The organism is Streptomyces sp. NPDC101165 (assembly GCF_044768135.1).
Taxonomy (GTDB): Bacteria; Actinomycetota; Actinomycetes; order Streptomycetales; family Streptomycetaceae; genus Streptomyces.
Map to the genome: position 1 here is coordinate 328,839 of NZ_JBIWPG010000007.1, position 19,716 is coordinate 348,554.

Sequence of the window (19,716 nt, forward strand, 5' to 3'; positions counted from 1 at the left end):
GGCCCTGGGGGCGCGACTCTCCTCCCCCTCGGCCGTCCGCGTTGCCCACGGGGCGATGAGAGAGGATGCAAGCTCACCCCAACTCCAGGAAAGCGAGTACCCGATGACGGAACCGGCCCCGGCGGATCTGATCCACCTGGAGGACGCAGACGGGAACCGCTGTATCGTGCGCGTCACTGGCCGCTTCCAGCCGGGCATACTGACCGGCCACGACATCCTGCGCGCCGACGTGTTGGTATCCGCGAGTTTCATCGACGCCCGGCTGGACGTCCACCTCTTCCAGAAGGATCTTGATGCCTGGCAGCAGGACCTGTCTGACCTCACGCCTGGCCGGCGAGCCGGCATCGGAGGAGATCGTGGCCTGGGCCTCACCCTTCACCTGCACGAAGACGGCTTGCTGTGGGTGTCCGTCGAAGATCCGGATCGTCTCACGACGCACCTGGGAATCCGTCCGGAAGGGAACTGGGTCAACAGACATCAAGAACGTCTGCAACAGGTGCGGCAGACCTGGCCCCGTGAAGTCGTCGAGACGGCGCCGGGGGCCTACGAGTGGAGCCCTAACCGCAAGCGTTGAGGCGTGCCACCTGTCGAGCCGGCCGATATCACGCGTTCACCCAAGGACAGTGCTCCTGCCCAGGTCAGCCAGGCAACCGTGCATAGATCACCTCAGCTTCCCAGGCTGATGGCGCGCCGTCGGCTTGACATCATCGCCAGTGCCTCTGCTGCCACTGGTCACCTCAGGAGGGCGCGGTCCGTCCTCGTGACACGCCTCCGACACAGTCTGTGCCACTGGCGACCTCTGACGAAGTCCGCCGCAGGTCAGAGAGCCATGCGGGGTGATCGGCGAACTCGTTCCGAAGGCCGTGTACCGCCCGGCGGAACGGGCCCACGGCCTTCGGCGTGCCAGCCACGCCGGCCTCAGCCCCAATGACGGCGGTGCGGCACCGTGACTACGGCTGCCGGGCGGTCTCGGAGCGGGTGCGCTCGTACTCGGCGGGGTCCAGGATCTCCCAGACCGCCTGGCCGATGGCAAGGACGCCGCGGGCCGGCAGGGTCGCGGCACCGATACGCACGCACTCCGGCAGATGAACGGGGCGGCCGAGGTCGACACCGTCGAACATGGCTCGCGAGGTGTCGACGAAGTAGATCCGCTGCGGCATGAGCATCCCGGTATGGCCACTCGGCATGACACCGGAGAAGCGCATGTCGCCCATTCCCAGCGCGCGGGCCAGTCGCTGTCGTGCCCGAAGCCAGAGAGGAGTGCGCCAGGTGGAAAGCGGCAGCGCCGCGCTGACGCTGTTCAGAAGGTCCAGGAGCGGGGTCGAGGTGGCTGTCAGGGTCCAGTCCAGTGAGGGGGAATCCATCGTCACCCGCAGGGAGGCCGGTCCCGTCCAGGTGACCTGTATGTGCGCGTGTCCCGTGCGGTCGCATGCGGGGCCGTAGTACCTGGGGCACGCGGTGTCCAGCCGTGTCCCGTCGACGTCGATCGACCAGTTGCCGTCCGGATCGCGATGCCACAGCGTGCGGTACGGACCGAAGTCGTTCTCCGGGAAGACGCGCAGCGCGAGCACGTGGCCGGAGTCGAAAGGCAGCGCGAACACGCCCCAGCCCTTGACGTACTCATGTCCCGGCCAGGGGGCTCGGCCCCGTACCGCCGGAAGGTCCGACAACCTGGCGGACAGATCAAGCATCTCGATCACCCCGGAGGATCGTCCGCGTGCCTCGATGCCCCGGCATCAGCGTAGGGGTCGCCCGAGGTGCGGGCGCTATGTGGCGGTAATGGCGTCGGCCACCCGCTCAGGCTCGTCGATCTGGACGAAGTGGCCGGCGTCGTCGAGCAGACGCAGTTCGCTGTTCGGGAACAGGTCGGCGAACTGCCGTGCCACCCGCACATTGAGGTAACGGTCCCGAGCCCCGAAAACGATCCGTACGGGCGGCTCGAACGTGCGCAGTTCGGGGAGGCGCCGTCTGCGGCTGAACACCGCCACGAGGAGTTCGTCGTTGAGCCGCCAAAAGGCCGGTCGAGCGGCGGGAAACTGCTCGTAGAGCCGCGCCACATACTGCTCACGAACCTCGGAGTCGCATATGAACCGGCCCACCTGCCATGCGTACAGGCGCCGGTCCAGATCCGGCCGGCGCCGGACCACGGCGCGCGCCGCCCCGCGCACCAGCGGCGTGGAGTAGAGGGCGATGGCCGGCGGCCGGCGCAGCGCGAGGGTCCAGTGGTAGTAGGTGTTCAGCAGGACGAGCCGTGCCACACGGTCCGGGTTGGCAAGCGCCCAGTCGATCGCGGGCGGTCCGGAGGCGTCGTGCGCCACCAGCACGAGTCGGCGGGATCCCAGGCTCTCCGCCACCGTGTCCGCGACGGCGGCAAGGTCGGCCACCTGACTGGCCACGGTGTAGGGATGGTCACGCGGCTTGTCCGACTCCCCCCATCCCAGGAAGTCGAACCGCACCACGGGCACCCGGCCCTCGAGGTGCGGCAGCAGCCGGTCGTAGAGGCGGGTGCTGTCGGGGAAGCCGTGCATCAGGACCACGGGCGTGCCGGTACCCGGCACGACTTCCGCGTGCAGGCGGTAGGGGCCTCGCGACACGGTCACGGCTTGGACGACCGGGTCCATGGCGTCCTCCCCTCGTCCTGTGCGTCACACGACTCATTCAAGTCCTCATATCGGCGTCCCGCGACCGTCGGCCGGGAGACGGGCCGGTACCCCTTGGTTCGGGAGAAGGCACGACCACCTGTCGCTCCAGTCCCGGCTCCCCCGCGGCCCGGCCTGGCTTCTGTCCGGGCACCGAGACTCATGTCGTGTGAGTGCCGTGAGACAACCGAGGGGCCTGAACCGCGGGTGATCGCACTGGCCGGGCGGCCGGTTGCTTGGTCGTACTCGGTTTCCTTCAGCCCGGTTGGAAGAACGCGAGCAGTTTCCGGCCGGCGTCGGGCGACGTCAGGATGTCCTGGACGTGCGCGGACTGCCGGGCGGCGGCGCTGGTGCGTTCGAACATCTCGCGTTCGTACTCCTTGACGGCGGCGGGAAAGTCGTCCGGGTGCGCGGCCAGCCCGAGGCCGAGCAGGGCGCCGTCGAGCAGTGCCATGTTGGCGCCCTGCCCCACCGGCGGCATCAGGTGCGCGGCGTCGCCGAGCAGGGTGACGCCTGGTCTCGACGGCCAGGTCAGGCCGACCGGGAGAGTGGTGATCGATCGCGGCAGGACCGTGTCGTCGCAGGCTGCGATCAGTGCGGTGAAGCGTGCGTCCCAGCAGGTGAACAGGTCGATCAGCCGCATCCGGGCGGCGGCTGGGTCGTCGAACGGGATGCCGCTGGTGGTGGGCCAGTTCTCGGCGGTGTTGTAGAAGCTGAGGTAGACGCGTACGCGGCCGTCGCCGTTGCGCTGCGCCGACAGGGACTGTCCGTTGCCGAGCACCCAGTAGTTGCCGCGCCCCACCAGCGCCGCGAGGTCGGGGTGGGTGCGGTCGATGTCGGGAATGCCGAGCTCGACGACGTTCTGGCCGGTGTGCGCCGGCCGGGCGTCGGTGAGCAGCGCGCGGACCCGGGAGTACGCGCCGTCGGCGCCGACCAGCAGGTCGTACGTCGCGGTGTTGCCGTCGGCGAAGTGCAGCAGGCCGTTGTCGGCGGATTCGAGCGCGTGCCCCCAGCGCACCGTGTGTTCGGGGAGGGAGTCCAGCAGCAGGTTGCGCAGATCGACACGATCGACCTCGGGTCGATCGAGCGGGGCGTCGTCGGGCGTGTCCTCCTGGAGCAGCAGGGTGCCGTCCGGCTCGAGAAGGCGCAGGTCCTGACCTGCACGACGGGCCATCGCGTAGAACTGATCGATCAGGCCGGCCTCGCGCATCGCCCGCTGCCCGGTCCCTGAGTGCAGATCGAGCATGCCGCCCTGACCGCGCGCGTCGCGCGACGATTCACGTTCGTACACGACGGCGTCGATGCCGTTCACGTGCAGCACACGGGCAAGGGCCAGGCCGCCCAAGCCGGCTCCCACGATGGTGACGGTCGCGCTGACCGAGCCCCCGTCCTCGCCTGCCCCACCGACAGGTTCCAGCCCGCTGATCAGCCGGTTCACCGGCGGAGCCGGGGCGCGAGCACCGTGCGCACGGCCTTGGTCACCTTGCTCGCGGCGGATCCGTCCTCCTCTTCGGGTTCCGGTTCCAGCATGCGTTGGATCTGCCCCAGCAGCTGGTTGGTCGACCGCCAGAGCGGGACGAACATGCCGGCAACCGGCCCGACGCCCTGGATCGGGCCATCGGACAGCTCGGTGACCTTCTTGGCGATCGTGACCGTTGCCGGGTCCCGCAGGATCAGGTGCACCTCATCGTCGACCAGCCGGATCTCCATCTTGCGCGCGGCGGCCTCCTCCGGGTTCGCGTCCGTGGTCGTCTCCGGATCCAGTTCATCGATCTTGGCGGCGACCGCGGCCGGGTCGACACCGAGTTCGCGCAGTGCCCTGGCCGCCATGCTGTTCTCCGCTCGCAGCATCGCCTCGAGCAGGTGATGGCTGCCGACCGGTGCGCCACCGGCCAGTGCGCCGGCGATGGACATGGTGTCCTCGGTGGCGGGGGTGCCGGACGGCCATGGGCCGGCCGCGACGTCCTGTGATCCCTCCACTGATGCCAGCACCGCGGCACGGATCTTGCTGATCGGACTGATCCGCGCGGCAAGCACCTTCGCGCCGACGCCCTCACCTTCCCTGACCAGGGCGAGCAGGATGTGTTCCGTGCCGATGTCGTTGTGGTGCAGTTGCTGCGCCTCGCGCAGGGCGAGTTCCAGGGTCTTCTTCGCGGGCGGCGCGAACGGGATATGGCCGCTCAGCTCCTTCGTGCCGGGCTTGACCACCGCGGCGACATCGACCTGTGCCGTCTCCTTGTCGTACCCGAGCCGGTGCAGAACCGTCGCGGCCATGCTGTCCGGCACGTCGAGCAGCCCCAACAGGATGTGCTCCGTGCCGATGTGGTTGTGCTTGAGGAGCCTCGCCTGCTCCTGGGCCGCGACGACCGCCTGGCGGGCTTTCACCGTGAACCTCTCAAAAGTCATGCTTTCATGGTCCCAGCCCTGTCAATACACTGTTATTGATAGGGTCACCATGCTGAAGGGAGGGTGTGATGGAGACACCGTCGGACTGGGAGGACCGGCTCGCGCGCTGGCAGAACGAACTGGAGCTGTTCGAGCAGCTGGACGAGACACCCTGGGTCACACTGGCCAAGGCAGAAGCCGAGACCGGCGTTTCCCGCTCGGCCCTGCGGTCCTGGTACCGCAACGGCGAGATCCAGTCCCGGCTGGTGGACGGCCCGAACGGGCCGCAGCGCCTGGTCCGGCTGGACGCGGTGATCGAGCGTGCGGCTGCATCACCGCGCATTCAGCGCAGGGCGGAGCGCGAAGTCAGCCTGGAGGCTCAAGTCACCCTGCTACGACACCGGGTTGACCAGCTTGAGCTGCGGCTGGCCGCGCTGGAGCGGAAGTGACCGGGGCGAGCAGCACCGTGCTCTCGGGCCGGACCAAGCGCGCCGCGGGGCCCCATCGACCTGGTCGGTGTGCTCACCCTTTGGGCTGACGGAGTGTCAAGTCCTGGTCATTCGTCGTTGGTTCGGTTCGCCAACGAGCTCGTAGGACTCCGTCGTCGTCGGGCATGACAGCAGTGCACAGAGGAACACGTTCACCGGCATAGACAGGCAGAAGTGCGGCAGCGCGGGCACTGGATATCCGGGCGGTCAGTTCCGGGAACTCCTCCTCGTCGGCGACGGCGCTGTGGATGAGGCCGTCGTCGTGCTGCCACAGGCCTTCGACGAGGCCGTCAGCGGGGAGAGTTCTCAGGACGGCGTCGATGTCGGTGGACAGGGGTGGCCAGACAGCGAGTCGGGCCCGGGGAGCCAGTCCGACGCGAACCGCATCGATGGTGTCGCTGGTGAGGTGGTGCCATCGTGAGGCGCCTTCGAGATACGTCTCTTCCAGGATTCCTGCGCGGCCGGTGGCGACTGCCCTGTGCAGGTCTGCCCAGAAGTCATCGTCTCCGGGCCGCTGGATGTCTCGCTCTTCCTCCTCGGCCTCGAAGGCGTACGGGGAGGCGTCCAGGTGTTCTGGGAACAGCCCGAGCTCGCGGGTGCGGGCCAGCGCTTCCTCGCAAGGCCGGCTGCTGCTGATGTAGAGGTACTGGTCCCACCCCACGTGGACCGCGAACGTGTCCTCCGCCTCCAGTCGGCACCAGGCACCGCTGCCGCGCAGCATGACCCGCACCAGCTCCAGCGCGATATCGAGCGGCACCTGTGCCCCGTCGTGGAAGCCGGCCATGTCGGACGGGAAGAGCCCGTCCAGCCCGAAACCCTCCACCAGAGGCTCGACACCGAGGTACGCGAGGCAGGGAACCTGCGGTTCGCGTACGACCAGGTGATCGATGCCAGTGTCTGCGGCGCATGCCGCGACCGCCTGAAGACAGGCCGCCTCGACCTCGCCACGGTCGCTGACAGTGTCCTCAGGACCGGTGTAGTGGCCATGTTCGTCGCGCTCGGCGGGGTCGTACTTGGTGACGCGGTACACGTAGGTCAGCACGGCCTCATCCTTGCGAGTTCGTCGCATTCGCGGACGGGATCGAGGTATACGACGTGGGCTGGTCGGGATGAGTACGACGAAGCCGCCCGCAGGTACCCCCGTAGCGGGCGGCTCGTGCCGTAGGCGTTCAGAGATCGAAGTCGGCGACGGCGACGTAAGGCGTCCTGGGCCGCTGGACGACACCGGCGTAGCGCCGGCGGCGGGATTCGAACCCGCGTCACCCGCTTTACAGGCGAAGTAGCCGCAGCCTTCGCACCTGAACCCGGCTCACCTTAGTGCGATCCCCGTCTTCCGGCACCCGATTTACCGTGGGGTGCCAGACCGAGTGCGTCTCAGGCATGAGCAGCAGAGACAGGAGCAGACGCGGCCCATGGCTCGGCTCGGTCGGCCGCTTGTTGATGCGAGGGCGTCAACCCCGCGGGCGACGTTCGTGCATCGCCGCCGTATACACCCCCGCCGTCGCCGCGGCAGCCGTGTCCCAGCCGAAGGAGCGGGCGTGCCGGGCTGCGGATGTGCCCATGCGGGCGGAGAGTGCCGGGTCTTCGACGAAGCGGTGCAACTCCCGTGCGTAGTCCGCCGGATCGTGCCCCGGTACGAGAACGCCGCTCACACCGTTTCGCACCGCCACCGGCAGACCGCCTACCTCGGCGGCGATCACCGGTGTGCCGCAGGCCTGTGCCTCGACGGCGACCAGTCCGAAGGACTCGCTGTAGGACGGCATGACGAGGACGGACGCCGCGCGATACCAGTCGGCCAGTTGGTCCTGGCCGACCGGCGGCCGGAACAGCACGACGTCGGAGATGCCGAGCCGGGCCGCCAGCTTCTGCAGCCCTTCCGGCTCGGACAGACCGCTGCCGCTCGGCCCGCCCACGACCGGCACCAGGATCCGTTCACGCAGCGATGGACGCTCCTCCAGGAGCCGGGCCACCGAGCGCAGCAGGATGTCCGGCGCCTTCAGCGGCTGTATGCGGCCGGCGAAGAGCGCGATGAGAGCGTTCCTCGGCAGACCGAGGCGGGTGCGGGCCGCGGCCCGGCCGGCCACGACGCCGGAGGTGTCGGGCCTGAACCGCTCCAGGTTGACCCCGGGGTGGACGACGGCGACCCGGTGGGTGTCGGCGTCGTAGTGGCGCAGGAGGTCCTCCGCCTCCCTCTCGGTGTTCGCTATCAACCGGTGGGCGGCCCGCACGACTTGTGTCTCGCCGATCACGCGGCTCGCGGGTTCGGGGGTGTCGCCCTCGGCGAGGGAGGCGTTCTTCACCCTGGCCATGGTGTGCATGGCGTGCACCAGGGGGACGCCCCAGCGCTCGGCGACCTGACGGCCGACGTGGCCGGAGAGCCAGTAGTGCGAGTGGAGCAGGTCGTAGTGACCCGGGCGGTGGTCGGCCCAGGTCTGCGTCACACCCTGGGTGAAGGCGCACAGCCGGCCCTGGAGGTCCTCCTTGGCCAGGCCCTCGTAGGGGCCCGCGTGCACATGCCGTACCAGGACTCCGGGCGCGAGTTCGACGCTCGGCGGGAGCTCGGCGGAGGTGGCCCGCGTGAAGATCTCCACCTCGATGCCGAGGGCGGCGAGACGTACGGCGAGCTCGACGATGTAGACGTTCATCCCGCCGGCGTCGCCGGTGCCCGGCTGGTGCAGCGGTGAAGTGTGCACGCTGAGCATGGCGACACGGCGGGGGCGGCTGAGCCGGCTCACTTCGCGGACCCTCCCTCCGACTGCGGCGGCGGGTCGAGGCGGTGCTCGCCGGCGTAGACGTTCATGGAGCCGCCGCGCAGGAAGCCGATGAGGGTGAGTCCGGTCTCGGCCGCGAGGTCCACCGCCAGGGAGGACGGTGCCGAGACCGCCGCCAGCATCGGGATGCCCGCCATCACCGCCTTCTGCGCCAGCTCGAAGGACGCCCGCCCGGAGACCAGCAGAATCCTTCGGGACAGCGGCAGTTCGCCGGTCTGGAGTGCGCTGCCGATGAGCTTGTCGACGGCGTTGTGCCGGCCCACGTCCTCCCGGAGATCCAGCAGTTCACCCTCGGACGAGAAGAGCCCTGCCGCGTGCAGGCCGCCGGTCCGGTCGAACACCCTTTGCGCGGCCCGTAGTCGGTCGGGCAGGACGGCCAGCAGTTCGGGGGCGACCCGGAGCGGGGGCCGGTCGCGGACCGGCCACGCGGCGGTGGTCCGTACGGCCTCCAGACTCGCCTTGCCGCACAGCCCGCAGGACGAGGTGGTGTAGACGTTCCGCTCGAGCGTGATGTCGGGCAGGGGCACACCGGGAGTGAGCTGGACGTCGACGACGTTGTACGTGTTGACACCGTCCTCCGTAGCGCCCGCGCAGTAGACGATGTTCGCCACGTCCTCGGCCCGGCGGACGACGCCCTCGCTCACCAGGAACCCGGCGGCCAGCGCGAAGTCGTCACCGGGCGTGCGCATGGTGATCGCCAGTGGCCTGCCGCCCAGCCGGATCTCCAGCGGCTCCTCGGCCACCAGGGTGTCCGGCCGCGCGCTCACCGCTCCGTCCCGGATGCGCAGCACGCGCCGTCGCTCGGTGACCCGTCCCATGGCCCTACTCCCGCCTCAGCACTCGATGACGTTGACGGCGAGGCCGCCACGCGCGGTCTCCTTGTACTTGACCTTCATGTCGGCGCCGGTCTCCTTCATGGTCTTGATGACCTTGTCGAGGGAGACGTGGTGCCGGCCGTCGCCGCGCAACGCCATCCGAGCGGCGGTCACGGCCTTGACCGCGGCCATGCCGTTGCGTTCGATGCAGGGGATCTGGACCAGGCCGCCGACCGGGTCGCAGGTCAGGCCGAGGTTGTGCTCCATCCCTATCTCGGCGGCGTTCTCCACCTGCGCCGGGCTGCCGCCCAGCACCTCGGCCAGACCGCCCGCGGCCATCGAGCAGGCCGAGCCGACCTCGCCCTGACAGCCGACCTCGGCGCCGGAGATGGAGGCGTTCTCCTTGAAGAGCATGCCGATGGCGCCCGCCGCGAGCAGGAATCGGACGATGCCCTCCTCGTCGGCGCCGGGCACGAAGTCGAGGTAGTAGTGCAGGACGGCGGGGATGATGCCCGCCGCGCCGTTCGTCGGTGCGGTCACGACCCGGCCGCCCGCGGCGTTCTCCTCGTTCACCGCCATCGCGTAGAGGGTCACCCACTCCATCGCCCGGCTCGCCGGGTCGCCCTCGCTGCGCAGCGCGCGGGCGACAGCCGCGGCCCGGCGGCGCACCTTCAGGCCACCGGGGAGGATGCCCTCGCGGGACAGGCCGCGGGCGACGCAGGCCCGCATGACCCGCCAGATCTCCAGCAGTCCCGCGCGGATCTCCTCCTCCGTGCGCCAGGCCTTCTCGTTCTCCAGCATCAGCGACGAGATGGACAGGCCCGTCTCCTTCGTGAGGAGGAGCAACTCGTCGCCCGTGCGGAAGGGATGGGGCAGCACCGTGTCGTCGAGCCTGATCCGGTCCGCGCCGACGGCGTCCTCGTCGACCACGAAGCCGCCGCCGACCGAGTAGTACGTCTTCTCCAGCAGCGGCAGTCCGTCGGCGTCGTACGCGAAGAGGGTCATGCCGTTGGCGTGGTACGGCAGTGACCGCCGGCGGTGCAGGACCAGGTGGGTGGAGACGTCGAAGTCGAGCTCGTGGGCCGCGCCGATCTCCGCGCCGAGGAGGCGGATGCGCCGCGTGGTGTGGATCCGCTCGACGTCCAGCTCGGCCCGGGCGATGTCGACGGTGTGCGGCTCGTTGCCCTCCAGCCCGAGCAGTACGGCCTTGGGGGTCCCGTGGCCCTGGCCGGTGGCCCCGAGGGATCCGAACAGCTCCGCCCGCACCGTGGCGGTCTGGGCGAGCAGGCCGTCCTTCTTCAGCCGCGCGGCGAACATCCCGGCGGCCCGCATCGGGCCGACGGTGTGCGAGCTGGACGGGCCGATGCCGATGGAGAACAGGTCGAAGACGCTGATTGCCACGCCATACTCCGTGGGGTGGGCGGGACTTGCCGGGCAGGTACCGGGCACGCCCCTGCGGGAGGGTTGTCGGTCACCGGCCCGGGTGGAGCGGGTGCTTCTGCGCCAGGGCGGTGCCATGGCCCCCGGGCGCCTGAAGCGCGTACCGCGAGCTGCTCATGGCACCGTCCGGCGTGGACGGCGTGGACGGCGCGGGCGGTGGGGACGGGCGGCTCATGCGACGGGTACCGCGGTGGCCGGGACGAGAGTGCGGCGCAGCCGGTTGAACAGCTTCGGCTGGTCGAGGGAGAGCACGGCGACGGCGGAGCCCTCGCGGCGGTAGACGGCCGTGAAGGAGCGGCTGTCGAGGTCTCCCTCGACGACCTCGGGCACGGCACCGGGGGAAACGTGTCCCGCGAGTTGGATACGCACCTGGTACTGGTCGGACCAGAAGTACGGCGCGGTGCACGGGGCGGGGGCCGACACCCCGGAGAGCAGCGTGCGGGCGGCGGTCCTCGCCTGTTCGGTGGCGTTGCTCCAGTGCTCGACGCGGGCATGCCGTCCGGTGAACGGATGAGGGCAGCGCGCGACGTCCCCGACGGCGACCACGCCCGGAACAGCGGTCGCACAGCCGGCGTCGCACACCACACCGTCGTCGACCTGTACGCCGGAGCCGGCGAGCCAGTCGGTGGCAGGTCGCACCCCCACCCCGACCACGACGATGTCGGCGGGCAGCACTCGCCCGTCGGCCAGGCTTACTCCGGTGACCCGACCTCTGCCGGTGAACCCCGCCACGCCGGTGCCGCACAGCAGTGCGACCCCGTGATCGCTGTGGAGCGAGGCGCACACCAGACCCATCTCACGCCCCAGTTGGCGCTCCAGCGGTACGCCGAGCGCCTCGACGACCGTGACATGGAGCCCGAGCCGGTGGGCGGTGGACGCCACCTCGGCACCGATGAAACCGGCGCCGATGACGACGACCCGGGGCAGGCCGTTCAGCAGCTCCGTGCGCAGGGACCGGGCGTCGTCCAGGGTCCGCAGGGTGTGGACGCCGGCCAGCCCCTCCATGCCGGGGAGCCTGCGGGGTGTGGCGCCCGTCGCGACGACCACTGCGTCGGTGCGCAGTTGCCGTCCTCCGGCCAGGGTCACGGAGCGGTCCCCCGGGTCCAGCCGGACCGCGCGCTCGCCGAGCAGCCACCGCACCCGCAGCTCCTCGTACTCGCCCGCGTCGCCCAGCGCGAGCGCGTCGGCGTCGAGGTCGCCCTTGAGGAACTCCTTGGACAACGGAGGCCGGTCGTAGGGGGTGTGACGCTCCTCCCCGACCACGACGATCTCGCCCTCGTAGCCCTCCGCGCGCAGCGCGCGCACCGTGCTGAGGCCGGCCAGCGACGCTCCGACGACGGTGATGGTCCTCATGCCGGTCCTCCGGATACGGATCACTGTCTCGAATAACACAACATCGATCGCTATACGCAACATGCTTTCTGCTGTGCCGATCGACTGTCAAGAGATGGGCGGACATTTGTTTTCTATGGCGAACTGGACATCACCATGCGGAACACGGCAGGGAGGCGGAGATGGGCCCGTCCACCTGCCGGAGGGGCCGAGCGGCAGATGGACGGGCGGTACCGGGGGCGGGCTGGATCAGCGGACGGGCCGCACGTCGAGCTTGTCCTGCAGCCAGGTGTGGAAGGCGCCGATGTGGTGCTCACTGGGCACCAGCACACCGCCCTTGCTGTAGGCCCGCGAGCTCATCCCTGGCTGGGTGCGCTCACAGGCGTCGAAGTCCTGCTGGTTGACGCGGTGGAAGAGCTCCACCGAACGGTCCACGTCCATACCGCTCTCCACCACGTGCGGGAGATAGAGCCAGTCGCACTCCACCACCGTACGGTCGTGTGCCAGCGGGTACATCCGGTGGAAGATCACGTGGTCGGGCACGAGGTTGATGAAGACCTGCGGCTTGACGGTGATGGCGTAGTACCGGCGGTCCTGGCCCTCCGCGACCCCGGGAATGCGGTCCAGGCCCTCGGAGCCGTCGACGGTGAAGCCCTTGACCTCCTCCCCGAACTCCGCGCCGTGGCCCACGTAGTACTGCGCCGCGTAACCGTCGGCGAACTCCGGCAGGACCTCGGTGAGTTCGGGATGGATGGTGGCGCAGTGGTAGCACTCCATGAAGTTCTCGATGATGAGCTTCCAGTTGGCCTTGACGTCGTAGGTGATGCGCCGGCCCACCGTGAGGTCGTCGATCCCGTAGTTCTCGATCGACTCGGTGTCTCCCAGCCGCTCGACCGCGGCCCCGATCACGTCCTCCTCGAAGGACGGCGGGTTGTCGGCCAGGCACACCCACACATAGCCGAGCCACTCCCGGACATGGACGTCGACCAGGCCGTACGCGGTCCGGTCGATGTCCGGCATCGAGGTCAGGTTCGGCGCGGCGACCAACTTGCCGTCAAGGCCGTAGGTCCAGGCGTGATAGGGGCACTGGAACGCCCGCCTGACCTCGCCGGACTCCTCGGTGCAGAGCTTGGCGCCGCGGTGCCGGCAGATGTTCAGGAACGCCTTGACCGCGCCGTCCCGGGAGCGCGAGACCAGCACGCTCTCCCGCCCGACCTGACAGGTGCGGAACTGACCGGGCTTGGCCAGATCCGCGGCGCGGGCCACACAGAACCACATGGCCTCGAAGACGCGCTCCTGCTCCAGGGCGAAGACGGCGGGGTCGGTGTAGTACTCCCCGGAGAGCGTGGAGATCAGGCTCGGGGGCAGATCGGTCGTGGTCATCGATGTCACCTCGAAAGATGTCGGACGCGGACGCGGCGCGGGGCGAAGAGGGCGATGGGGTGATCGGTGGTGCCGTCGGTGGCCAGGTCGGCGATGATCTCTCCGATCACGGGTACGAACTTGAAGCCGTGGCCGGGGGCACGACCGGTCCGCGCCGTCACAGGACCACCACCGAGCGCAGCACCTCGCCGCGGTGCATCCTGTCGAAAGCCGACTCCACCTCGTCCAGGGCGATCGTCTCGGTGACGAAGCCCTTCAGGTCGAAGCGGCCTTGCAGGTACAGGTCGATCAGGGCGGGAAAGTCGCGGGACGGCAGGCAGTCGCCGTACCAGGAGGACTTCAGCGCCCCGCCGCGGCCGAAGACGTCCAGCAGGGGCAGCTCGACGGTCAGCTCCGGGGTGGGGACGCCGACCAGAACGGCGGTGCCGGCCAGGTCGCGGGCGTAGAAGGCCTGTCGGTAGGTCTCGGGGCGGCCCACGGCGTCCACGACGACGTCGGCGCCGAAGCCGCCGGTGAGGGCGCGAACGGCCTCGACGGCGTCGGTCTTGGTGGAGTCGACGGTGTCGGTGGCGCCGAACTCCTCGGCCCACTTCAGCTTCCGCTCGTCGACGTCGACGGCGATGATCCGGCTCGCGCCGGCCACCTTGGCGCCCGCGATGGCGGCCATGCCCACGCCGCCGCAGCCGATCACCGCGATCGAGTCTCCGCGGCCGACGCCGCCGGTGTGGACCGCGGCGCCGAACCCGGCCATCACACCACAGCCGAGGAGCCCTGCCACGACGGCCGAGGCGGTCGCGTCCACCTTGGTGCACTGCCCGGCGGCGACCAGAGTCTTCTCCGCGAAGGCACCGATGCCCAGGGCCGGGGACAGCTCGGTGCCGTCGGACAGCGTCATCGACTGCGTGGCGTTGTGCGTGGCGAAGCAGTACCACGGCCTGCCCCTGCGACAGGACCGGCACGTGCCGCAGACGGCACGCCAGTTGAGTACGACGAAGTCGCCGGGCGCGACGTCCGTGACGTCCTCGCCGACCGCCTCGACCACGCCTGCCGCCTCATGGCCGAGCAGGAACGGGAACTCGTCGCCGATCCCGCCCTCCCGGTAGTGCAGGTCGGTGTGGCAGACGCCGCAGGCCTGCACCTTCACCAGCGCCTCGCCCGGGCCGGGGTCCGGCACCCGAACGGTCTCCACCGTCACCGGGGCGCCCTTCTTCCGGGCGACTACGGCGCGTACCTCGTGTACCACTTGGCTCTCCTCACTGAGGGGATGTTCGGGACGGCGGGGCGTCGGCCACTCCCCCGGAGTGATCGACGGAGGGAGAGAACACTGTTGTTGCGCATTACGCATGAAGCGTCGCCATAAGCAACGCTCAAACTGTCTGCTCCTGCGGCGGCAGCTGTCAAGGGGTTACCGCGCGCCGTGCGTGCGCGTCAGGTGCAACCGTTGCGCATCACACAGCGCGATGCACCAAGAAGAACACCACCCCTTGACCAGTCGGCCACCCTGGCTGGACCATGTTGCGTATTACCCATACCGTTGCGCATCGCGCACCCAGGGAGGATGTCATGTCTCCTCGACCGCAGCCCGGCCGCGAGTTCGTCCTCACCCTGTCGTGTCCTGACCGGGCCGGCCTCGTCCACGCCGTGACCAGCTTCCTGTTGAGCCACTCGGGCAACATCCTGGAGAGTCAGCAGTTCGACGACCGGCTTCAGGACCGCTTCTTCATGCGGGTGCACTTCGACGTCTCGGGTCCCGCCTCGCTGGAGGACCTGCGCACCGGCTTCGGCCCGGTCGCCGAGGAGTACCGGATCACCTGGCGGCTGCACGACGCATCGACCCCGACCCGCACGCTGATCATGGTGTCGAAGTTCGGCCACTGCCTGAACGACCTGCTCTTCCGCATGTCGACGGGCGCGCTCAACATCGAGATCCCGGCGATCGTCTCCAACCACCGCGACTTCGAGCCGCTGGCGCAGAACTACGGCATCCCCTTCCATCACATCCCGGTGACACCCGACACCAAGGCGGAGGCCGAGGCCCGGCTGCTCGGGCTCGTCGACGAGCTCGACGTCGACCTGGTGGTGCTCGCCCGGTACATGCAGATCCTCTCCGACGACCTGTGCAAGCAGCTCGAAGGCCGGGCCATCAACATCCACCACTCCTTCCTGCCGAGCTTCAAGGGGGCCAGGCCGTACGTCCAGGCCCACCAGCGCGGCGTCAAGCTCGTCGGGGCCACGGCGCACTACGTCACGCCCGACCTGGACGAAGGCCCGATCATCGAGCAGGACGTCGTCCGCGTGACCCACTCGCACGCACCGGACGAACTGGTCACCCTCGGCCGCGACGTCGAGGCCCAGGTGCTCGCCCGCGCCGTGCAGTGGCACAGCGAGTCCCGGGTGCTGGTCAACGGCCATTGCACGGTCGTCTTCCGCTGACCCACCTATAGTTGCGCCATGAGCAACTACACGGCAGACGGAGAAACAGCAGCTCCCGGAGTGAACGGGGTGCAGTCCGTCGACCGTGCCGTCAGCGTCATGGAGATCCTCGCCCGGCGCGGCGAAGCGGGGGTCAGCGAGGTCGCCGCCGAGCTCGACGTCCACAAGTCGACCGCGTTCCGGCTGCTCGGGGCGCTGGAGGCACGCGGTCTGGTCGAGCAGGCGGCCGAGCGCGGCAAGTACCGGCTGGGCTTCGGGATCGTGCGTCTCGCAGGTGCCGTCACCGGCCGCCTCGACCTCACCCAGCAGGGCCGACAGGTGTGCGAGCGGCTGACGGACGAGGTCGGCGAGACGGTCAACCTCGCCGTTCTGCAGGAGCATTACGCGGTCAACCTCTACCAGGTGCGCGGCCCGGGCGCCGTCGGCTCCCACAACTGGGTCGGGCAGCTCACCCCCGTGCACGCCACGTCCAGCGGCAAGATTTTGTTGGCCCACCTGCCGGAGACGGAACGCGCCCGTGTGCTCGCGGCCTCCGGGCTGAAGAAGCTGACGCCGCGCACCCTGACCGCGAAGACGAAGCTCGAGAAGGACCTCGCCGAGGCACGCGAGCGCGGATACGCGGTGACGCTGGAGGAGTTCGAGATCGGGCTGCACGCGATGGCGGCCCCGATCCGCTCCCGGGACGGCGAGGTCATCGCCGCCATCAGCGCATCGGGGCCGGCGTACCGCTTCACCGAGGAACGCATCCACGTACTCGCCCCCGCGCTGCTCAAGGGCGCGCAGGAGATCAGCCACCGGATGGGCTACCTGGGCTGAGCCCCCTCCCGGCCCGCGGCGGGTGCGACACGGCGTTCCAGGCGTACGACGACGCTCTTGGACGTCGGCGTGTTGGAGGTGTCGGCCACCGAGTCGAGCGGGACGAGCACATTGGCCTCGGGGAAGTAGGCCGCACAGCACCCACGGGGCGTGTCGTACGCGACGGCACGGAACGCCTCCGCCCGCCGGTCCGGACTGTCCGGCCACTCGCTCACGAGGTCCACCGCCTCGCCGTCGTCGATACCGCGCTCCGCGAGGTCGTCGGGGTGGACGAAGACCACCCGTCGTCCCTGGTGGATACCGCGATAGCGGTCGTCGAGGCCGTAGATCGTGGTGTTGTACTGGTCGTGACTGCGCAGGGTCTGCAGCAGCAGGCGGCCCGGCGGTATCCGCAGCACCTCCACGGGGTTGACCGTGAAGTTGGCCTTGCCCGTGTGCGTCGGGAAGCGCCGCTCGTCGCGGGGGGCGTGCGGCAGGGTGAAGCCGCCGGGGCGGCGTACCCGGGTGCTGAAGTCGGTGAAGCCGGGCACGACCCGGGCGATGCTGTCGCGGACGGCGTCGTAGTCGGCCTCGAAGACCGCCCACGGCACGTCGCCGCCCGGGCCGAAGAGGCTCCGGGCCAGCCGGCAGACGATGGCCGGCTCGGAGAGCAGGTGCGGCGATGCGGGCGGCAGGCCGCCCCGGGAGGCGTGCACCATCCCCATCGAGTCCTCGACGGTGACGAACCGGTTCGCCCCGTCCGGCCCCTGGTCGCGCTCGGTACGGCCGAGCGTGGGCAGGATGAGGGCCTCGCGGCCGCAGACGGCGTGGGAGCGGTTCAGCTTGGTGGAGACCTGGACGGTGAGCCGGCAGCCGCGCAGGGCGCGCTCGGTGGCGGCCGTGTCCGGGGCGGCGGAGACGAAGTTGCCTCCCATGGCGAAGAACACCTTCACCTCGCCGGTGCCCATCGCACGGATCGTCTCCACCGCGTCGCGACCATGCCTCCGGGGCGGCTCGAAGCCGAACTCGCTCTGCAGCGCGTCGAGGAACTCCGGCGCCGGCTTCTCGTGGATGCCCATCGTGCGGTCGCCCTGCACGTTGGAATGGCCGCGCACGGGACACACCCCGGCACCGGGACGCCCGATGTTGCCGCGCAGCAGAAGGAAGTTCACCACCTCACGGATGGTGGGCACGGAGTGCTTGTGCTGGGTCAGGCCCATCGCCCAGCACACCACGACCGACCGGGCGGACAGGACGTCGTGGGCGGTGGCCTCGATGGCGTCGAGCGGAAGTCCGGTCGCCTCCGCCACATCGCCCCAGTCGAGTTTGCGCACCTGGTCCGCGTAGGCCTCGAAGCCGTCGGTGTGCGCGGCGATGAAGTCGTGGTCGAGGACCGTGCCGGGCGCGGCGTCCTCGGCGTCCAGCAGCAGCCGCGACAGCGCCTGGAAGAGCGCCAGGTCGCCGCCGAGCCTGATCTGCAGGAAGCGGTCCGCGAGGGACGTGCCGCCGCCCGCGAGGCCGCGGGCGTTCTGCGGGTTCTTGAAGCGCAGCAGCCCGGCCTCCGGCAGCGGGTTCACGGCGACGACGCGCGCTCCGCGGCGCTTGGCGATCTCCAGGGCGGACAGCATCCTGGGATGGTTGGTGCCGGGGTTCTGCCCGACGACGAAGATCAGTTCGGCGTCGTAGAGGTCGTCGAGGTGGACACTGCCCTTGCCGATGCCGATCGTCTCGGTGAGCGCCGAACCGCTCGACTCGTGGCACATGTTCGAGCAGTCCGGGAGGTTGTTGGTGCCGAACTGCCGCACGAACAGCTGGTAGAGGTAGGCGGCCTCGTTGGAGGTGCGGCCCGAAGTGTAGAAGGCGGCCTCGTCGGCGCTGCGCAGCGCCCCGAGCTCCCGGGAGACGATGTCGAACGCCGTCTCCCAGGTGACCGGCACATAGGTCTCCGAGTCGGCCGGCTTGTACATCGGCCGGGTCAGCCGGCCCTGCTGTCCCAGCCAGTAGTCGCTGCGGCCCGCGAGCTCGCTCACCGGGTGAGCGGCGAAGAAGTCCGGGCTCACCCGGCGGTCGGTGGCCTCCTCGGCGACGGCCTTGGCGCCGTTCTCGCAGAACTCGGCCGTGTGCCGGTGGTCCGGCTCGGGCCAGGCGCAACCGGGGCAGTCGAAGCCGTTCTTCTGGTTGACCCTGAGCAGGGTCAACGCGGTGCGCCGGACGCCCATCTGGTCGTACCCCATGCGCAGTGCGTGTGTCACCGCGGGGATCCCGGCGGCCCACTGCTTGGGCGCGGTCACCTCCAGGGCGCCCTCGCCGGGTTCCTCGCGCGGGGCCTTGCGTGCCATGGCTGTCTCTCCTCATGGACAGGGCGAACAGTGCCGTCGGCGCAGCTGGGCCCGCGCAGACGTATCCGCCTCGACACCCCAGCGAGCGGTCACCCGTACCGCGTCGCACGTCGAGGCCACATCGTGCACCCGCAGGCACCAGATGCCCTGGGCGGCGGCCAGAACGGACACGGCGGTGGTCGCGGCGTCCCGCAGCGGCGCCGGGCGGGGTTCTCCGGTCGCCGGATCCGCCAGCAGTCGGCCCAGGAACGACTTGCGTGACGCGCCCAGGAGGACGGGACGGCCCAGTGCGGCCACTTCCCGGAGCCGGCCCAGCAGTTCCCAGTTGTGCCCGGGCTCCTTGGCGAAGCCCAGCCCTGGATCGACGATCAGGCAGTGGGGCGGGATCCCCGCCCGCAGCGCGGCCTCGATCCGCAGACGCAGTTCGTCGACCACGTCCGAAACGACATCTCCGTAGTCGGCGTTGGCCTGCATACCGGCGGCATGTCCGCGCCAGTGCATCAGTACGTACGGCGTGTCCGCGCGTGCCATCAACGGCAGCATCGCGGGGTCGGCGAGGCCGCCCGAGACGTCGTTGACCAGCCGGGCGCCGGCGTCGAGGGCGCGGGCGGCCACTTCCGCGCGCATGGTGTCCACGCTGACGATCCCGCCCGCCGCGGCGAGTTCCCGCACGACGGGCAGTACGCGCCGCAACTCCTCCTCGGCAGGCGGACGTACGGCGCCCGGGCGGGTCGACTCACCGCCGACGTCCACGATGTCCGCGCCCTGCTCGAACAACGCGAGTCCGTGCGCGACGGCCGCTTCCGGGGCGAACGACCGGCCGCCGTCCGAGAACGAATCGGGGGTCACGTTCACCACGCCCATGACCAGCGTCCGGCCCGGCCGGGGCAGCCCGT

17 protein-coding genes and 1 pseudogene are annotated in these 19,716 nt (G+C 69.9%); 4 read left to right on the forward strand and 14 right to left on the reverse strand.

Annotated features, from left to right (window positions below):
* The first annotated feature begins 103 nt into the window (after positions 1 to 103).
* Positions 104 to 574, forward strand: coding sequence for a DUF5959 family protein (locus tag ACIRVH_RS17510; RefSeq protein ID WP_403953692.1), 471 nt, complete (start codon positions 104 to 106; stop codon positions 572 to 574).
* 376 nt (positions 575 to 950) lie between these two features.
* On the opposite strand, the gene ACIRVH_RS17515 is transcribed toward ACIRVH_RS17510, so the two are convergent.
* The 4 genes from ACIRVH_RS17515 to ACIRVH_RS17530 form a co-directional block, all read right to left on the reverse strand.
* Positions 951 to 1,691 (reverse strand): hypothetical protein, encoded by a 741-nt coding sequence (locus ACIRVH_RS17515; RefSeq protein ID WP_403953694.1) that lies wholly within the window; start codon positions 1,689 to 1,691, stop codon positions 951 to 953.
* A 75-nt stretch (positions 1,692 to 1,766) separates the two neighbouring features.
* Positions 1,767 to 2,621 (reverse strand): alpha/beta fold hydrolase, encoded by an 855-nt coding sequence (locus ACIRVH_RS17520; RefSeq protein WP_403953697.1) that lies wholly within the window; start codon positions 2,619 to 2,621, stop codon positions 1,767 to 1,769.
* Between the two features lie 274 nt (positions 2,622 to 2,895).
* Complete coding sequence (locus ACIRVH_RS17525) at positions 2,896 to 4,056, reverse strand: FAD-dependent oxidoreductase (protein ID WP_403953959.1); 1,161 nt, start codon at positions 4,054 to 4,056, stop codon at positions 2,896 to 2,898.
* A 17-nt stretch (positions 4,057 to 4,073) separates the two neighbouring features.
* Positions 4,074 to 5,045 (reverse strand): Clp protease N-terminal domain-containing protein, encoded by a 972-nt coding sequence (locus ACIRVH_RS17530; RefSeq protein ID WP_403953699.1) that lies wholly within the window; start codon positions 5,043 to 5,045, stop codon positions 4,074 to 4,076.
* A 68-nt stretch (positions 5,046 to 5,113) separates the two neighbouring features.
* On the opposite strand from ACIRVH_RS17530, the gene ACIRVH_RS17535 reads away from it, so the two are divergent.
* Positions 5,114 to 5,473 (forward strand): excisionase, encoded by a 360-nt coding sequence (locus ACIRVH_RS17535; protein WP_336114730.1) that lies wholly within the window; start codon positions 5,114 to 5,116, stop codon positions 5,471 to 5,473.
* Between the two features lie 73 nt (positions 5,474 to 5,546).
* On the opposite strand, the gene ACIRVH_RS17540 is transcribed toward ACIRVH_RS17535, so the two are convergent.
* From ACIRVH_RS17540 to ACIRVH_RS17575, 8 genes and pseudogenes are all read right to left on the reverse strand, one after another.
* Positions 5,547 to 6,554 carry an RNA-binding protein gene (locus ACIRVH_RS17540; protein WP_403953702.1) on the reverse strand — a complete coding sequence of 336 codons (1,008 nt, stop codon included), beginning with the start codon at positions 6,552 to 6,554 and terminating at the stop codon, positions 5,547 to 5,549.
* Positions 6,555 to 6,963: 409 nt separating this feature from the next.
* Positions 6,964 to 8,214, reverse strand: a complete 1,251-nt coding sequence (gene mshA / locus ACIRVH_RS17545) for a D-inositol-3-phosphate glycosyltransferase (RefSeq protein ID WP_403953962.1) — start codon at positions 8,212 to 8,214, stop codon at positions 6,964 to 6,966.
* 29 nt (positions 8,215 to 8,243) lie between these two features.
* The gene (gene fdhD, locus ACIRVH_RS17550) at positions 8,244 to 9,101 is read right to left on the reverse strand and encodes a formate dehydrogenase accessory sulfurtransferase FdhD (RefSeq protein ID WP_403953703.1); all 858 of its coding nucleotides are present in this window, start codon (positions 9,099 to 9,101) and stop codon (positions 8,244 to 8,246) included.
* A gap of 15 nt (positions 9,102 to 9,116) precedes the next feature.
* Positions 9,117 to 10,499: an L-serine ammonia-lyase gene (locus ACIRVH_RS17555; RefSeq protein ID WP_403953705.1), complete on the reverse strand. Its 1,383-nt coding sequence runs from the start codon at positions 10,497 to 10,499 to the stop codon at positions 9,117 to 9,119.
* 210 nt (positions 10,500 to 10,709) lie between these two features.
* A complete protein-coding gene (locus tag ACIRVH_RS17560; RefSeq protein ID WP_403953708.1) occupies positions 10,710 to 11,891 on the reverse strand; it encodes an NAD(P)/FAD-dependent oxidoreductase in 1,182 nt (393 codons plus the stop codon).
* Positions 11,892 to 12,119: 228 nt separating this feature from the next.
* On the reverse strand, positions 12,120 to 13,253 hold the full coding sequence (locus tag ACIRVH_RS17565; protein ID WP_403953711.1) for an aromatic ring-hydroxylating dioxygenase subunit alpha: 1,134 nt from the start codon (positions 13,251 to 13,253) through the stop codon (positions 12,120 to 12,122).
* Between the two features lie 5 nt (positions 13,254 to 13,258).
* A pseudogene (locus ACIRVH_RS17570) lies at positions 13,259 to 13,387 on the reverse strand (N-methyltryptophan oxidase); the annotation flags it as partial.
* Between the two features lie 23 nt (positions 13,388 to 13,410).
* Positions 13,411 to 14,496 carry an S-(hydroxymethyl)mycothiol dehydrogenase gene (locus ACIRVH_RS17575; RefSeq protein ID WP_403953713.1) on the reverse strand — a complete coding sequence of 362 codons (1,086 nt, stop codon included), beginning with the start codon at positions 14,494 to 14,496 and terminating at the stop codon, positions 13,411 to 13,413.
* A 320-nt stretch (positions 14,497 to 14,816) separates the two neighbouring features.
* Between ACIRVH_RS17575 and purU the strand changes: the two genes are divergently transcribed.
* Both purU and ACIRVH_RS17585 read left to right on the forward strand, forming a co-directional pair.
* Complete coding sequence (gene purU / locus ACIRVH_RS17580) at positions 14,817 to 15,686, forward strand: formyltetrahydrofolate deformylase (RefSeq protein ID WP_403953716.1); 870 nt, start codon at positions 14,817 to 14,819, stop codon at positions 15,684 to 15,686.
* 18 nt (positions 15,687 to 15,704) lie between these two features.
* Complete coding sequence (locus ACIRVH_RS17585) at positions 15,705 to 16,502, forward strand: IclR family transcriptional regulator (protein WP_403953719.1); 798 nt, start codon at positions 15,705 to 15,707, stop codon at positions 16,500 to 16,502.
* Here the strand turns inward: ACIRVH_RS17585 and ACIRVH_RS17590 are convergent.
* Positions 16,490 to 18,820: an FdhF/YdeP family oxidoreductase gene (locus tag ACIRVH_RS17590; RefSeq protein ID WP_403953721.1), complete on the reverse strand. Its 2,331-nt coding sequence runs from the start codon at positions 18,818 to 18,820 to the stop codon at positions 16,490 to 16,492. The two genes, ACIRVH_RS17585 and ACIRVH_RS17590, sit on opposite strands and share 13 nt — an antisense overlap.
* Positions 18,821 to 18,832: 12 nt before the next feature.
* Positions 18,833 to 19,684 (reverse strand): dihydropteroate synthase, encoded by an 852-nt coding sequence (gene folP / locus ACIRVH_RS17595; protein ID WP_403953965.1) that lies wholly within the window; start codon positions 19,682 to 19,684, stop codon positions 18,833 to 18,835.
* Positions 19,685 to 19,716: the final 32 nt, after the last annotated feature.

What these genes read in the sequence shown, in the direction of transcription:
- ACIRVH_RS17510 (WP_403953692.1), top strand. Translation starts at nt 104, where the DNA reads ATGACGGAACCGGCCCCGGCGGATCTGATCCACCTGGAGGACGCAGAC.
- ACIRVH_RS17515 (WP_403953694.1), bottom strand. Translation starts at nt 1,691, where the DNA reads ATGCTTGATCTGTCCGCCAGGTTGTCGGACCTTCCGGCGGTACGGGGC.
- ACIRVH_RS17520 (WP_403953697.1), bottom strand. Translation starts at nt 2,621, where the DNA reads ATGGACCCGGTCGTCCAAGCCGTGACCGTGTCGCGAGGCCCCTACCGC.
- ACIRVH_RS17530 (WP_403953699.1), bottom strand. Translation starts at nt 5,045, where the DNA reads ATGACTTTTGAGAGGTTCACGGTGAAAGCCCGCCAGGCGGTCGTCGCG.
- ACIRVH_RS17535 (WP_336114730.1), top strand. Translation starts at nt 5,114, where the DNA reads ATGGAGACACCGTCGGACTGGGAGGACCGGCTCGCGCGCTGGCAGAAC.
- mshA (WP_403953962.1), bottom strand. Translation starts at nt 8,214, where the DNA reads ATGCTCAGCGTGCACACTTCACCGCTGCACCAGCCGGGCACCGGCGAC.
- fdhD (WP_403953703.1), bottom strand. Translation starts at nt 9,101, where the DNA reads ATGGGACGGGTCACCGAGCGACGGCGCGTGCTGCGCATCCGGGACGGA.
- ACIRVH_RS17560 (WP_403953708.1), bottom strand. Translation starts at nt 11,891, where the DNA reads ATGAGGACCATCACCGTCGTCGGAGCGTCGCTGGCCGGCCTCAGCACG.
- ACIRVH_RS17565 (WP_403953711.1), bottom strand. Translation starts at nt 13,253, where the DNA reads ATGACCACGACCGATCTGCCCCCGAGCCTGATCTCCACGCTCTCCGGG.
- purU (WP_403953716.1), top strand. Translation starts at nt 14,817, where the DNA reads ATGTCTCCTCGACCGCAGCCCGGCCGCGAGTTCGTCCTCACCCTGTCG.
- ACIRVH_RS17585 (WP_403953719.1), top strand. Translation starts at nt 15,705, where the DNA reads ATGAGCAACTACACGGCAGACGGAGAAACAGCAGCTCCCGGAGTGAAC.
- ACIRVH_RS17590 (WP_403953721.1), bottom strand. Translation starts at nt 18,820, where the DNA reads ATGGCACGCAAGGCCCCGCGCGAGGAACCCGGCGAGGGCGCCCTGGAG.
- folP (WP_403953965.1), bottom strand. Translation starts at nt 19,684, where the DNA reads ATGGGCGTGGTGAACGTGACCCCCGATTCGTTCTCGGACGGCGGCCGG.